Here is a 14991-nt window from a genome sequence, read left to right as displayed (position 1 = left end):
TCGCACTCCCGCCGGCCGGGCCGGGCGATGTTTGGCTGCCGTGGCAGCCTCGCACCGGCGCCGTGGAGCTAAGCTCCCACGCGCCTTCGCCCGTCAGTACATATGTTGGCCACCGTTGATGCTCAGCGTCGAGCCGGTCACGAACCCGCCCTCTTCCGAACACAGGAACGCGACGCCGCGCGCGATTTCGGTCGCCTGGCCCAGCCGGCCGACCGGGATCTTCGCGACGATCTTTTCCAGCACTTCGGCCGGCACCGCGGCGACCATATCGGTGTCGATATAGCCCGGGGCGATCGCGTTAACCGTCACGCCGGCTCGCGCGCCCTCCTGCGCCAGTGCCTTGGTGAAGCCGTGGATGCCGCTCTTGGCCGCAGCATAATTGACCTGGCCGTACTGGCCGGCCTGGCCGTTGATCGACCCGATGTTGACGATCCGGCCCCACTTGCGCTCGCGCATCCCCGGGAAGGTCGCCTTCGCCATGTTGAAGCAGCCGCCCAGGTTAGTGTCCATGACATCCTTCCACATCTGGTACGTCATTTTCAGGATCGTGCCGTCGCGGGTGATGCCGGCGTTGTTGACGACGACGTCGACCGGCCCCAGTTCCTCGGCGACCTGCGCGCAGCCGGCCTGGCAGGCGTCATAGTCGGCGACGTCCCACTTGTACGCCTTGATGCCGGTGCGCTCGGTGAATTCGCGCGCCCGCTCGTCGTTGCCGGCGTAGTTCGCCGCTACGGTCATGCCCATGTCCCTGAGAGCAAGGCTGATCGCCTCACCGATTCCGCGCGTTCCACCGGTGACGATCGCTACGCGTGCCATGCATCTCTCTCCTGAGCGTTGATTCGGGCTTTACGCTAGGGAAGCGGCACCCACCCCGCAAGCTCCCGCTGCAGGATGCTGCGCAGCATTTCGGTGCCGATCTGGCTGGCATTCAGGCACGGCAGATACGCAAAGTGGGTCCCGCCCGCCCCCTCGAAGCTTTCGCGCCCGCGGATCGCCAGCTCCTCCAGCGTCTCCAGACAGTCGGCGGAGAAGCCTGGAGCGATGATCGCGACCTTGCGCTTGCCCTCGCCCGGCAGAGCCTCCAGCGTCGTGTCGGTCGCCGGCTCCAGCCATTTGGCGCGGCCGAACCGCGACTGGAAGGTCACGCGAAGGTCACGCCCCATCGCCTCCCCCAGCAGCCGCGCGGTCTTGCGACAATGGCAGTAATAGGGATCGCCCAGTTCCAGCGTCCGCTGCGGCATCCCGTGGAAGCTGGCGAGGATGACGTCCGGTTCGAAATCGAGCGTTTTCAGCCCCGCCTCGACCGACCGCTTGAGCGCGTCGATGTAGAGCGGGTCGTCGTAATAGGGCGGCAGCGTTCGGATCGCCGGCTGCCAGCGCATCGCAGCGAGGGCCGCAAACGCCTTGTCGTTGGCAGTCGCGGTCGTCGCCGCGCAATATTGCGGATAAAGCGGGGCCAGCAGGATCCGCTCGCACCCCTGAGCCTTCAGTGCCGCGATGCGGTCGGCGATCGACGGGTTACCATAGCGCATTGCCCAGTCGACGACGACGCCGGGGCCGAATGCGTCCTTCAATGCGGCCGATTGCTGCGCGGTGAAGGCAGCAAGCGGCGAGCCCGCGTCGGTCCAGACCTGTTGATAGGCATGCGCCGACTTCTTCGGCCGCGTGGTCAGGATGATCCCGCGCAGGATCGGCTGCCACAGCAGTTGCGGGATTTCGACGACGCGGCGGTCGGACAGGAATTCGCCGAGATAGCGCTTTACCGCCCGCGCGTCGGCGCTGTCGGGGGTGCCGAGGTTGATGAGCAACACGCCGACCTTCGGCGTGGGGATCGGCGGGTGGCCGGTGGGAATCATAGGGGCAGGGTCCTGACACGGCGGCCGGTGACGGCAAAGATGGCGTTGGCGAGCGCGGGGGCGACCACGGGTACGCCGAGTTCACTCGCCCCCCCGGGGTCGGCGCGGCTGTCGATCAGCTCGACGGTGATGTCGGGGCTGGCGGCAAGGCGCGGCAGCTGGAGGTCGCGGAACGAGCGGACATCGGCCATGCCCCCGGTATAGCCGGTAGAGGCACCGACCGCGGCCGCCAGGCCATAGATCAGGCCGCCCTCCACCTGCTGGCGGACCAGGTCGGGATTGATCGCCCGCCCGACATCGACCGCAGCGACCATCCGCTCGACGCGTGGCACCCCGCCGTCGCCCAGACCGCCCTCGACCATCAGCGCGATGAACGATCCGGCCATCGCGTGGCAGGCAATTCCCTGCCCGGTGCCCGGCGTGCCGCCCTGCCATCCGCCGAGCGACGCGACCGTCGACAGGCAGCGCGCCAGCCGCGGCGCACCGCCCAGCATCGCGATGCGGTAGGACAGCGGCTCCGCTTCCGCCCGCCGCGCCAATTCGTCGATGAAACATTCGGTGAAGAAACACGACGCGGTGTGCGCGCCGCCACGGGTGTAGCCGACCGGCACCCCGATCTCGGCCGGGTGGTGCGACACCGCCCACGCCGGCAGGCGATACGCGGGCGAAGTGCCATCCACGGCGACCGGATCGGCCACAGCGCCCGGTGCCGCGGTCGCGGCAAGCCGCGCGCGCAGGGCAGGAGCGACCGGCGGCGTCGCAACCTGCGCCTGCCACGCCGCGATCATCCCGCCCGCCCCCAGCCGCGCGCTCATCCGCCCAAGCGCCGGCGCGCGAACCGGCGTGTGCATCAGGCTCTCGGCCCGCGACCAGGTCAGTTGCACCGGCCGTTCAAGCTCGCGCGCGAGATGCGCGGCCTGCTCGGCGATCGTCACTTCCAGTGCCGCGCCGAACGATCCACCCGCCATCATCGGGTGGAGCACGACATTCCCCTCGCCGATCCCCAGCGTCCGCGCCGCCGCCGCGCGGGCGAGGCCGGGCACCTGCGTCGCCATCCACAGGACCAGCCGGCCATGTTCGAAACTGGCGGTCGCGGTGACCGGCTCGATCGCCGCCGGCACGCCGGCCGCGACGCGGTAGTCGGCGCGGAACACGCGACCGCCCGAAAACGCCGCGACGACATCGCCGGCGCCCGCCAGTTGCATGCCCTCGCTCGCGAGCGCCGCGTCGAGTGCGGTCGCGATCCGCCGATCGTCGACGAGCGGGCCCGGCGTCTCGAACCGCGGGGCGAGCGCCCCCAGCGCCTGGTTGGCCGCCCACCAGTTGCTGCCGACCGCCGCGATCCAGCGATCGGTCGCGACGACGCGCGCGACGCCGGGGATAGTGTCGGCGGCGGCGGTATCGTAGCGGACCAGCCGGCTGTCGCCGAACGGCCCCTGCCGGATGCTGGCGAAGACCATGTTGGGCAGGCGGATGTCGCCGGCGAAATTCGCGCTGCCGTCGACCTTTGACGGCGCGTCGAGCCGCTGGGCGGGCGTGCCGGTCAGCCGCCCTTCGTCGCCGACGCGCAGTTGCGGGGTCTTCGGCAGGCTTTCGCGCACGGCCGCCACGGCGAGTTCACCGAAGCGCGCGCGGCGCTCACCCGCCACGACGAACCCGTCGCGGGTCAGGCAGGTCTCCCAGTCGATCCCCCACTCCCGCGCCGCCGCCTTGCACAACAATGTCCGGGTGGCCGCCGCGGCTTCGCGCACAGGACGCTCGAACTGGCGGATCGAGGTCGAGCCGCCGGTCAGCATCGGGAGGGCTCCCGCAAACCAGCCATCGTCCGCGCCCAGCACCGCCGCCGCACCAAGCGCGTTGGCGTAGAGCGCGGCTTCGGGGGCGGCCTCCACGCCGACCGTGCGCCAGTCGGCCCCGATCTCGTCGGCGGCGATCTGGGCGAGCGCGGTATAGACGCCCTGGCCATGCTCGCACTGCGGCACCGCGACGACGATATGGCCGTCCCGGCCGATCTTGATCCACCCGCCGAACGCGGTCTCGCCCTCGGCGGTCGGCAGCGCGGCCTGCTGCGCGCGTGGCCAGACCTGCCACGCGACCGCGACGCCGACGACCGTACCGCCGGCGAGAAGGGCACGTCGGCTAAGCTGCATACCCACCCTCTCGTCCGTCATTCCCGCAAAGGCGGGAATCCATCACCTCCGCTCGCCAGGAGGGCCGTCCGGGAGATGGGTCCCCGCCTGCGCGGGGACGACGGCAAGAGACGAACGCGGGCAGCAAGATGTGCAACGTCATCGAAGGAGCAGCGGCAGCCAGCATCCACCCCGCTCTATCGCCCGCCGCCGGCCCCCGCTAGAGGAAGCCCAACACCAATTTGCGGGAACCGCGCCCTTGCTGCTGCTCATGCTTGCCGATGCCGCCGCCGGCCATATCCGGTTCGAGGACCTGGGATTGAGCCCCGTCGCTCTCGACCTCGGCTTCTTCACGCTGAAATGGTATTCGCTCGCCTATATCTCCGGCATCCTGCTCGGCTGGTGGTACCTGATGAAGCTGGTCGACCAACCGGGTGCACCGATGGGGCGGCGCCATGTCGATGACCTCGCCTTCTACGCCACGATCGGCATCATCCTGGGCGGGCGGATCGGCTATGTCCTGTTCTACCAGCCCAGGATGATCCTGGAGCCGATCAGCGTGCTGCGCCTGTGGGACGGCGGCATGTCGTTCCACGGCGGGCTGATCGGCGTGCTGCTGGCGATCTGGTGGATCTGCCGGCGCGAGAAACTGTCGATGCTGCGGGTATGCGACTATGTCGCGTGCGTCGCGCCGATCGGCCAGTTCTTCGGACGACTCGCCAATTTCAACAACGGCGAGCTGTGGGGCAAGCCGACGGATGTGCCGTGGGCGATCGTCTTCCCGCGCACGGTCGAATTCGGCGCCGACCCCGCCCGCCACCCGAGCCAGCTGTACGAGGCGTTTGGCGAGGGCCTGCTGCTGTTCGTCCTGCTGTCGTGGCTCTTCTGGAAGACCGATTCGCGCTACAAGCCAGGGTTCCTGGTCGGCACCGGTCTGGCGTTCTTCGGCGCGGCCCGCCTGTTCATCGAATTCTTCCGCGAACCCGACCGCCAGTTCGAAGGCACCTTCTTCGCCAACGTGCTGCACATGGGACAGATTCTGTGTCTGCCGATGATCGTCGTCGGCCTGTACCTGATGTGGACCGCCAAGGGCCGTCGCACCCGGGTCGAGCCGATCGCGGGCGGGCCGAGCATCGCGTGAGCTTGTCTGTGCCCGATCCCGCAGCCCGCGTGCAGAACGCGGCGGAAGAGCAGCTGCCCGAACGGCTCGCCCGCGCGATCACGCTGGGCGGTGCGATCTCGCTGTCGCAGTTCATGGGGGCGGCGAACGCGCATTATTACGCGACGCGCGATCCGCTGGGCACGCGCGGCGACTTCACCACCGCGCCGGAAATCAGCCAGATGTTCGGCGAGCTGGTCGGTGCTTGGGTCGCCGACCTGTGGGAGCGTGCGGGACGTCCGGCGGCGGACTATGTCGAGTTCGGCCCCGGCCGCGGCACGCTGGCGGCGGACGCATTGCGGGTGATGGGCACGACGGGATTCGCGCCCGGCGTCCAGTTCGTTGAAACCTCGCCCGTCCTGCGCGCCGAACAGGTGAAGCGCGTGCCCACGGCCGAATGGTGCATGGACATCGTCGGCCTGCCCGACGATCGCCCGCTGATCTGTGTCGCCAACGAATTCTTCGATGCGCTGCCGATCCGGCAACTGGTCAAGACGGTCGAGGGTTGGCGCGAGCGGCTGGTCGCCTGCCAGGACACATTGTTCCTGCCGGTCGTCGGCAACACGATCTTCGACCCGATCATCCCTGAAAATCTCCGCGACGCGCCGGACGGCTCGATCCTGGAAACCTCGCCCGCGGGCGTCGCGGCGATGCGCGCGCTGGCGCAGCGGATCGTCGCGCAGGGGGGCGCGGCGCTGGTCATCGACTATGGCTACGAAGGCCCCACGATCGGCGAGACCTTGCAGGCGGTGAAGGGCCATGCGCCGGCCAATCCCTTCGATACGCCGGGCGAGGCGGACCTGACCGCGCACGTCGATTTCGCGACGCTGAGCGAAGCCGCCCGCGCCGAGGGGGCCGAGGTCCACGGCCCCGTCAGCCAGGGCGATTTCCTGCGCGCGCTGGGCATCGATGCGCGCGCCGCGACCCTGTCGGCGAAGGGCGGTGCGGACGTCATCGTCCAGCGAAACCGGCTGGTCAACGACGGCGAGATGGGCGATCTGTTCGGCGTGATCGCCGTCACCGCGCCCGGCTGGCCCAAGCCCGCAGGATTCCCGTGATCGAGTATCGCGACGCCGTGCCCGGCGACGGCCAGGAACTGGCCGCGATGGCGCGAGGCTGTTTCACCGACACGTTCGCGACGCTCTATTCGCCCGAAAATCTCGCGATGTTCCTGGATCGGGCGTTCGGGCCCGCCGGCTTGCCGAGCCAGATCGGCGACCCGGCCTTTACCATTCGCCTCGCAACCGATGCCGGCCACATCGTCGGCTTTGCCAAGATCGGCCCCAACGCCCTGCCCTTTCCCCAGGCGGAGGACGCCAACGCGGTCGAACTCTACCAGCTCTATGTCGCGGGCACCCATCACGGCGACGGCGTCGGCCCCGCCCTGCTCGACTGGGCGATCGGGGCGGCGCGCGGGTTCGGCGCCGATACGCTCGCGCTGTCGGTCTATGTCGACAATCACCGGGCCAAGCGCTTCTACGAACGCTACGGGTTCGTCGATGTCGGCCGATACGACTTTCCGGTGGGCGACCAGATCGACGAGGACCGGCTGATGGTGCTGGCGCTATGAGCGTCGAGGTCATCCGCGCCCGGGCTCTGGAGGGCGTCGCACACGGCTTCCTGACCCGCTCGGGCGGCGTATCGGAAGGCCCTTATGCCAGCCTCAACTGCGGCATCGGCTCGCACGACGACCCGGCCAAGGTTGCCGAAAATCGCCGCCGCGCCGCAGAGGCCGTCGTGCCCGGCGCACAACTGGTCGGGCTGTACCAGGTCCACGGCGCGGACGCGGTCGCGGTGCTCGACGGGTTCGATCCCACCGTCCGCCCGCACGCCGACGCGCTGGTCACCAACCGCCCCGGCATCGCACTCGGCATCCTGACCGCGGACTGCGCGCCCGTGCTGTTCGCCGACACCGCCGCCGGTGTCGTCGGCGCGGCCCATGCGGGCTGGAAGGGCGCGGTCGGCGGCATCACCGATTCGACGCTGCTGACGATGGAAACGCTGGGTGCCGACCGCGGCCGACTCGTCACCGCGATCGGCCCGTGCATCGCGCAAGCGAACTACGAAGTCGACGACGCCTTCCGCCAGCGTTTCGCCGCCGAGGACGACGGGTCCGATCGCTTCTTCCGCGACGCAGGCGCAGGCCACGCGATGTTCGACCTCGCCGGCTATGTCGCCCACCGCCTGGCCCGTGCCGGCGTCCGCAGGGTCGAGATCGTCGGCGCGGACACCTACGCCGACGACACGCGCTTCTTCAGCTACCGACGCGCGACGCACCGTGCCGCAGGCGACGCGGGCCGCCAGATCAGCATCATCGGGCTAACTGGTAACGAGTGATACGATCGACTAAGCCGGCCCGGACATTTGAATTCGGAGAACAGACATGGCCGACAACACCGAAGCCGAAGTGACCGGCGTCCCCGCCCCGCAGGGCAAGGGCGATCCCGGCCCGAAGACGATCGGCGGCCGCAAGCTGAAGCCCGCGACCATGATGATGGGCCATGGCTACGACCCGATGCTGAGCGAAGGATCGCTGAAACCCCCGATCTTCATGACCTCGACGTTCGTCTTCCCGAACGCCGCGGCGGGCAAGCGCCATTTCGAGGGCGTGACCGGCAAGCGTCCGGGCGGGGCCGAGGGCCTGGTCTATTCGCGCTTCAACGGGCCGAACCAGGAAATCCTCGAGGATCGCCTGGCGATCTGGGAAGAAGCGGAGGATGCCCTCGCCTTCTCGTCCGGCATGTCGGCGATCGCGACGCTGTTCCTGGCGATGGTGAAGCCCGGCGACACGATCGTCCATTCGGGACCGCTCTATGCCGCGACCGAGACGCTGATCGGCCGCATCCTCGGCAAGTTCGGGGTGAAGTGGCTCGACTTCCCGGCCGGCGCGACGCGCGAGGAGATCGATCGCGTTCTGGAACAGGCCAAGGCCAGCGGCGACGTCGCGCTGATCTACCTCGAGAGTCCGGCCAACCCGACCAACGCTTTGGTCGATGTCGAGGCGGTGGCCGCCGCGCGTGACGCGATCTTCACCGGCGATAACCGCCCGCCGATCGCGATCGACAACACCTTCCTTGGCCCGCTCTGGGCACAGCCGATGCGCCAAGGCGCCGACCTGGTCGTATATTCGCTGACGAAGTATGCAGGCGGCCACAGCGACCTGGTCGCGGGCGGCGTGCTGGGGTCGAAGGCGCACATCAACACGATCCGCATGATGCGCAACACCATCGGCACGATTTGCGACCCCAACACCGCCTGGATGCTGCTGCGCAGCCTCGAGACGCTGGAACTTCGCATGAGTCGCGCCGGCGAGAATGCGGCAAAGGTCTGCGCCTTCCTGCGCGATCACCCCAAGGTCGACCGCGTCGGCTATCTCGGCTTCCTGGAAGACGGCCCCGACGCGCGTCAGGCCGACATCTATCGCCGCAACTGCACCGGTGCCGGATCGACCTTCTCGCTGTACCTGAAGGGCGGCGAGACGGAAGCGTTCGCGTTCCTCGACAACCTGAAGATCGCCAAGCTGGCGGTCAGCCTGGGCGGTACCGAGACGCTGGCGTCGCACCCGGCCGGCATGACCCATCTGTCGGTGCCGCAGGAGCGCAAGGATGCGCTCGGCATCACCGATTCGCTGGTGCGTATCTCGATCGGGGTCGAGGACGCCGACGATCTGATCGCCGATTTCGAAGCGGCACTCGACGCGATCTGAACCCCGTCGCCCCCGCGCAGGCGGGGGCCCACGGAGCGCGGGATTGCCCGACGCCTTCCTATCGTTGTCGCCCCCGCGCAGGTGGGGGCCCATCCCCTGAGCGCGCCCGCCATACCGCGGTCGTAGTGCAGGCCCGTCCGGGAGATGGGTCCCCGCCTTCGCGGGGACGAGGGTGGAGAGTGCACGCACAATCCACTATATCCCCGCGATAATTCTCTCAGGATTCGTAACGATATGCTCGACACTCCCCAGGCCCAGGTTCCGCTGCTCGACATGAGCGAGCAGGCCGCCGACCCGCAGGGCTTCGCCCGCGCGCTCGGCGAATCGTTCGAACGGTTCGGCTTTGCGATGGTGTCCAACCACGGCGTGCCGGACGACGTGGTCGAGCGCGCCTGGGCGATGACCAAGGCGTTCTTCGATCTGCCCGAGGAGGAAAAGCGGAAATTCTTCGTCGAGGGCGGCGGCGGCGCGCGCGGCTACACGCCGTTCAAGACCGAAATCGCCAAGGGCGCGTCTCATGTCGACCTGAAGGAATTCTGGCACGTCGGTCGCGAACTGGCCAAAGGCCACCGCTTCGAAAGCCACATGCCCGCGAACCTGTGGCCCGACCGCCCTGAAGGCTTCCGCGACACGTTCCTCGACCTGTTCAAGGCGCTGGACGACGCGGGCTTGCGCCTGCTCTCGGCGATCGCTCTCCACCTGAATCTCGACAAGGACTGGTTCGAACATGCGGTGGAGGACGGCAATTCGGTGCTACGCCTGCTCCACTACCCGCCCGTCCCCGCCGACGCTCCCGAAGTCCGTGCCGGCGCGCATGAGGACATCAACCTCATCACGCTGCTGCTCGGCGCCGAGGAAGCGGGCCTCGAACTTCTCGAAAAGAACGGCACCTGGCTGCCGGTCAAGCCGCCGGCCGGCGCGATGGTTGTCAATGTCGGCGACATGCTCCAGCGGCTGACCAACCACGTCCTGCCCTCGACCACCCACCGCGTGGTCAATCCCGCCCCCGAACGCCGCGGCTTCTCGCGCTATTCGATGCCCTATTTCCTCCACCCCGCGCCCGATTTCATGATCGAGACGCTGCCGGGCACGATCACCGCCGATCGCCCCAACCGCTACGAAACGCCGATCAGCAGCCACGATTACCTGCACGAGCGGCTGGTCGAGATCGGGCTCATCAAGAAGTAAATCTATGCGACCGCGGCCTTGTGCCGGGGTCTGTCGAGCCGCTAGGCGATCCCCCGTCGTTGATGGGGGATTGCATGGCGGAGTCGTTGAAAGTCGCACTGGCGGGTCTGGGCACCGTGGGCGGCGGCGTCATCCGCCTGCTCGATGCCAACCGTGAGCTGATCGAGCGCCGCGCCGGTCGCGCCATCGAAGTCGTCGCCGTTTCCGCGCGCGACCGCACGAAGGACCGCGGCGTCGACCTTGGCCGCTTCGACTGGATCGACGACACCACCGAACTCGCCGCGCACCCCCGCGCCGATGTCGTCGTCGAGCTGATTGGCGGATCGGACGGCCCTGCCCTGACCCTCGCGCGCAAGACGCTTGCCGCGGGCAAGGCGTTCGTTACCGCCAACAAGGCGATGCTCGCCCACCACGGCCTGGAACTCGCCGAAGCCGCCGAGGCGCAGAACGCCGCGTTGAAATTCGAAGCCGCGGTCGCCGGCGGCGTGCCCGTCGTGAAGGGCCTGCGCGAGGGTGCGGCCGCCAACGCGATCGAGCGCGTCTACGGCATCCTCAACGGCACCTGCAATTTCATCCTGAGCAAGATGGAGGCCGAGGGCCGCGACTTCGCCGAAGTGCTGAACGAGGCGCAAGGACTGGGCTATGCCGAGGCCGACCCCAGCTTCGACATCGACGGCGTCGATGCCGCGCACAAATTGTCGCTGCTGGCCGCGCTTGCCTTTGGCACGCAACCGGCATTTGGCGATGTCGCCATCACCGGCATCCGCCACGTGCTGGGCGCCGATATCGCCGAAGCGGCGGCACTCGGCTATCGCGTGCGGCTGGTCGGCGTGGCGGAGGCGGACGCCCATGGCCTGTTCCAGCGCGTCCACCCGCATCTGGTACCCCTTGACCACCCGCTGGCGCACACGACGGGCTCGCTTAACGCGGTCGTCGCCGATGGCAATTTCGTCGGCCGCCTGTTCTTCCAGGGCCGCGGCGCGGGCGACGGTCCGACCGCATCGGCCGTCGTCGCCGACCTGATCGACATCGCCCGTGGGGAATTCGGCTCGGCCTTCGCCATGCCCGCCTCCGCGCTCGCCCATCCCGCCCCCGCCGACACCGGCGAACGCCGCGGCCGTGCGTACCTGCGCTTCGCCGTCGTCGACAAGGTCGGCGTGCTGGCCGAAATCGCCGCCGCGATGCGCGACGCCGGCGTGTCGATCGAAAGCCTGATCCAGCGCGGCGCGAACAGCGACGGCCACGTGCTCGTCGCGATCGTTACCCATGAAGGGCCGGAACGCTGCGTCGCCCAGGCGCTGGAGAAGCTGCGCGGTTCGCAGAGCCTGTCGGGCGAGCCGATGTGGATGCACATCCTGGGGTGAGGGTACGCCTGTCTATCGCTTACCCGGACCGGCATCGCCGTCGGTGGAAAAGACGATTCCCGGCGTTTTCGCGACGCAGTCCCCGTTCAGCGGCGCGCGAGGGTCGTGGAGGAAAGCCAGGGTCATCTGTCCCCCGCACCGGTTGAACATCGCGCCGTGAGACTGGCCGGGAAACTGCACGAACCGCGCATTGGGCAACGTGGTGAGCAAGCGACGTCCCCATGCCGGAGGCGTTACCGGATCGAACTCGCCAGCGAGAATGAGAACCGGGACGTCACCTCGTACCGGATCATTCGCGGTCGATCCGGCCGACGACACGCGCCAAGCGGCACACATTTCAGGCGTAGCAGCGCGACCATCCACCCCGCCCAGGCCGAGCGTCGGGGAAACCTGCATGGCCACCCGCACGGGCGCCTCGAACGGCACTTCCTCGCTGCACCAGATCGACAGGCGCAGTCCCCAGTTGAAATTCGATGGGTTCTGCTCGGTCAAGGGCAGCAAGCCTGTCAGCCGGCCTTCGCTTGCCTCGCTGATAATGCGGGGTAGGGATGGTATGTCACCTGGTCGTTGCAAACCGGTTGCGATGGCATCGACGACGTCCCGGCCGCGCAAGATGCGATCCGGCGCGCGTATGCCATTACGGTCGGCATCTGCGACCAGCGTGGCCAAGCGCTCGCGAAGCCCCGGGTAGCGACCGTCGCAGTCCGGATCGGCGGCGCAGGCATCGATCATCGCATCAATAGCGCGCCGCAGAGCCGACGTCGCCATTTCATCATAGTTGACGTCGATCGGCAGCACGGAATCCAGCACGACGCTGCGAATTCCTTCGGGATGGCGTTGCAGCACCGTCTGAGCGAGCCGCGTACCGTAGGAAAACCCGATCAGGTTCCACTGTCGGATTCCCAGCAGCCGGCGCAGGTCGTCCAGGTCGTCAGCGGCTTCGGCCGACGTGTATCCATCCAAATCGATGCCCGATCCGATCAATGCCGATCGACACCGTGTTACCGCCGCGATTTGGACGGCCGGCGTCGCATTGGCGGCTTGCAGAGCATTTATCTCGGGACAGGGAAGCGAGGGGTTTGCGAACCTGTTACCGCGTCCTTCCAGCAGAATATGGTCGCGTTCAGCGAGGAACGGGTTTCCCTTGCCCGTCGTCCGTCCTTCGATGCTACTCAGCCCCGGCCCGCCGGGAAGATAGACGATGGGGTCGGTCGCGGGGACGGCAGCCGTGCTGCGAAAGATCATTACCGGCAATCGGATCGTACGACTGCGCGCCTTGCGGCGGTTCTCGGGCACCGACAGCACGCCACATTCGATCCGCTCGCCAGGCACAACGGCCACGGCGCAAGCCGACCGTTCGAAGCGGGCTTCGACGCGCTTGCCGTCGGCAGCGTGCGCCGCTGTCGCGATAACAGCGACGAGGAACGGGGCCGCAAGGTGAGAAAGACAGGTGCGCAGCATGAACCGTTCCTCGCTAGAATTCGAACGGTGTATTACCTATATAGCACGCCAACGCAACCAATGTCTCGTCCGTCTCCCGGTATGCGGTGACAGCCTGCGGCGCCCTAATGGACGAACCGCGCCACCACGTCGCGATAGCTGCGCGACACCTTCACTTGGCCCCCCGAATCGAGCACCAGGAAGCATTCACCGTTGGTGTGCGGCTTCACCTGGCGGACGAGGTCGAGGTTGACGATCGTCGAGCGGTGGACGCGCTGGAAGCGGCGGGGGTCCAGGCGCTTTTCCAGGTCCTTCATCGTCTGGCGCAGGATCAACGTGTTGTCGCCGGTCTTGATGCACATGTAATCGCCCGCCGCCTCGACGACCTCGATCGTGTCGACGTCGACGCGGAAGATCTTGCCGCGGTCCTTGATGTTGATGAGCTTTTCGAAGCGGTTCGACGCAGGCTCGCCGCCGCCGGTCTCGGCCATCGCATCGACCGAATCCGGCGCGACCTCGGCCAGCACTTCCTTCAGCTTTTCGACTTCCTCCGCCCCGCGCTTTTCTGACAGGCGCTGGCGGACGCGGTCGAGCGTGTCGGCCAGGCGCGCCTCGTCCACCGGCTTCATCAGGTAATCGACCGCCTGCGCCTCGAACGCCTTCAGCGCGTGGTCGCTGTAGGCGGTGACGAACACGAACAGCGGCGGCTCGACTTCCATCAGGCCCTGGATGACCGAAAAGCCGTCGAAGCCGGGCATCTGGATGTCGAGGAAGACCAGGTCTGGCTTGTGCGTCTTGATCGCGCTGATCGCCTCGCGGCCGTTCTGGCACTTGTCGATGATCTCGACATCGTCGAATTCCTGGAGCCGCAGCTCGAGGCCCTGGATCGCCAGCGGCTCGTCGTCGACGAGGATGGTGCGGATGGTCATGCGTCGTAATCTTTCGTCATGCGGAAAAATCGTCAGTGCCCCCTGATCGGTTCCCCGTTAGTCTCGTCAGCCTGCCTCGCGTGCCGGTTCCTCCAGCTGATATGGTATCTCGATCACGACAGAAAACCCGCCCTCGGGAAGAGCACGGATTTCGAAACGGTGGTCCGGACCATACGCTTGCGCCAATCGCTCGCGGATGTTGGTCAGGCCGACGCCTGTCGACAGGCTTGGCCGCTTGGTCCCGCCGTTCAAGCCGGGGCCGGTGTCCGACACGGTGATGCGAACGCGTTCGGCGGCGAGTTGAGCGGTGACCGAGATGTCCGCCCCCTCCTCCTGCGGCGTCACGGCATATTTGATCGCATTCTCCACCAGCGGCTGGAGCAGCAGCGAGGGCAGGCGGGCGCGCTCGACCGCCGGGTCGATCTCGAAATTGGTCCGCAGGCGCTTCTCGAACCGCATCTTCTCGATCTCAAGATACAGCTTCAGCGTCTCGACCTCCTGCACCACGGTCACGTGCGCGGTCGGTTCGTTGGCCAGCGTGTAGCGCAGGAACGCCGCCAGCCGGCTGAGCATGGCGTTCGCGCGCTGCGTCTCCTTCAGCAGCACCAGCGTCGAGATGGAATTGAGCGTGTTGAACAGGAAATGCGGGTTGAGCTGATAGCGCAGCATCGCGAGCTGCGCCGACGACGCCTCTGTCTCCAGCAGGCGCATCCGATCGACCTGTTCCTCGACGATCAGATACCAGTTGATGCCGAAATACAGCGAGGTCCAGCCCGTCAGCACGGTGAACGGGATGAAGCTCGACCCGATGACCAGCGCCCAGCTGATGCCGCCATCGCCGCCGCGCGCGCCGGGCCGCAGGAAGCTGATGTTGAAGGCCTGGATGACAGAGTAGACCAGCGTCGCAACGAGCAGCGTCGCCACCGTCAGCACAATCGCCCGCCAGCGCGGCTGGCGGCGGTAATAGCCGTAGAGCGTCGAGAGCAGCAGCGTCAGGCAATAGCCGACGATCGCTTCGATGAAGATCGGCGGATAGCCCTCCACCGACACGTTGTTCGACACCGCCACGACGGTGCGCAGCAGCAAATAGCCCGACCAGCCGGCGGCCTGGAGCATCCAGAAGGCGCGGCTCTTCTGTTCGAAGAAGGGGCGGGACAGGATCGTCGGCTGGTGCACGCGCACGCCTCTAACGGTTCGTCGCAGGGCGTGCAAAGAAAAGG

Annotated in this window: 13 protein-coding genes; 7 read left to right on the top strand and 6 right to left on the bottom strand. The window is 67.6% G+C overall.

Going from position 1 to position 14991, the window contains the following annotated elements; genetic code table 11:
• Positions 1–93: 93 nt before the first annotated feature.
• The 3 genes from phbB to ASE86_RS04220 are packed head-to-tail and all read right to left on the bottom strand — an operon-like array spanning position 94 to position 4006.
• Positions 94–816, bottom strand: coding sequence for an acetoacetyl-CoA reductase (gene phbB / locus ASE86_RS04230; protein WP_056422765.1), 723 nt, complete (start codon positions 814–816; stop codon positions 94–96).
• A gap of 35 nt (positions 817–851) precedes the next feature.
• Positions 852–1856, bottom strand: coding sequence for a ferrochelatase (hemH, locus tag ASE86_RS04225; RefSeq protein WP_056422763.1), 1005 nt, complete (start codon positions 1854–1856; stop codon positions 852–854).
• Positions 1853–4006, bottom strand: coding sequence for a xanthine dehydrogenase family protein molybdopterin-binding subunit (locus tag ASE86_RS04220; protein WP_082441663.1), 2154 nt, complete (start codon positions 4004–4006; stop codon positions 1853–1855). The genes hemH and ASE86_RS04220 overlap by 4 nt, the downstream gene beginning before the upstream one ends.
• A gap of 250 nt (positions 4007–4256) precedes the next feature.
• On the opposite strand from ASE86_RS04220, the gene lgt reads away from it, so the two are divergent.
• The 7 genes from lgt (at position 4257) to ASE86_RS04185 (ending at position 11402) form a co-directional block, all read left to right on the top strand.
• Positions 4257–5126 (top strand): prolipoprotein diacylglyceryl transferase, encoded by an 870-nt coding sequence (gene lgt / locus ASE86_RS04215; protein WP_082441829.1) that lies wholly within the window; start codon positions 4257–4259, stop codon positions 5124–5126.
• 8 nt (positions 5127–5134) lie between these two features.
• Positions 5135–6202, top strand: coding sequence for a class I SAM-dependent methyltransferase (locus tag ASE86_RS04210; protein ID WP_414881255.1), 1068 nt, complete (start codon positions 5135–5137; stop codon positions 6200–6202).
• The gene (locus tag ASE86_RS04205; protein WP_056422756.1) at positions 6199–6714 is read left to right on the top strand and encodes a GNAT family N-acetyltransferase; all 516 of its coding nucleotides are present in this window, start codon (positions 6199–6201) and stop codon (positions 6712–6714) included. The genes ASE86_RS04210 and ASE86_RS04205 overlap by 4 nt, the downstream gene beginning before the upstream one ends.
• Positions 6711–7481 (top strand): peptidoglycan editing factor PgeF, encoded by a 771-nt coding sequence (gene pgeF, locus ASE86_RS04200; RefSeq protein ID WP_056422753.1) that lies wholly within the window; start codon positions 6711–6713, stop codon positions 7479–7481. The genes ASE86_RS04205 and pgeF overlap by 4 nt, the downstream gene beginning before the upstream one ends.
• 46 nt (positions 7482–7527) lie before the next feature.
• The gene (locus ASE86_RS04195) at positions 7528–8850 is read left to right on the top strand and encodes a cystathionine gamma-synthase family protein (protein WP_056422750.1); all 1323 of its coding nucleotides are present in this window, start codon (positions 7528–7530) and stop codon (positions 8848–8850) included.
• A gap of 234 nt (positions 8851–9084) precedes the next feature.
• Positions 9085–10038 carry an isopenicillin N synthase family dioxygenase gene (locus ASE86_RS04190; RefSeq protein WP_056422747.1) on the top strand — a complete coding sequence of 318 codons (954 nt, stop codon included), beginning with the start codon at positions 9085–9087 and terminating at the stop codon, positions 10036–10038.
• 74 nt (positions 10039–10112) lie between these two features.
• Positions 10113–11402 carry a homoserine dehydrogenase gene (locus tag ASE86_RS04185; RefSeq protein ID WP_056422744.1) on the top strand — a complete coding sequence of 430 codons (1290 nt, stop codon included), beginning with the start codon at positions 10113–10115 and terminating at the stop codon, positions 11400–11402.
• A gap of 12 nt (positions 11403–11414) precedes the next feature.
• Here ASE86_RS04185 and ASE86_RS04180 read toward each other — a convergent pair whose 3' ends face one another.
• From ASE86_RS04180 to ASE86_RS04170, 3 genes are all read right to left on the bottom strand, one after another.
• Entirely contained in the window at positions 11415–12863 is a 1449-nt protein-coding gene (locus ASE86_RS04180) for an alpha/beta hydrolase (RefSeq protein ID WP_056422742.1), read from the bottom strand.
• 104 nt (positions 12864–12967) lie between these two features.
• On the bottom strand, positions 12968–13771 hold the full coding sequence (locus tag ASE86_RS04175) for a LytR/AlgR family response regulator transcription factor (protein WP_056422739.1): 804 nt from the start codon (positions 13769–13771) through the stop codon (positions 12968–12970).
• 66 nt (positions 13772–13837) lie between these two features.
• On the bottom strand, positions 13838–14887 hold the full coding sequence (locus ASE86_RS04170; RefSeq protein ID WP_082441827.1) for a sensor histidine kinase: 1050 nt from the start codon (positions 14885–14887) through the stop codon (positions 13838–13840).
• Positions 14888–14991 lie beyond the last annotated feature (104 nt).

It is taken from the genome of Sphingomonas sp. Leaf33 (assembly GCF_001421785.1).
GTDB lineage: Bacteria > Pseudomonadota > Alphaproteobacteria > Sphingomonadales > Sphingomonadaceae > Sphingomonas.
The sequence above is the reverse complement of the archived record's forward strand: the minus strand, read 5'-3'. Positions and strand labels throughout refer to the sequence as shown.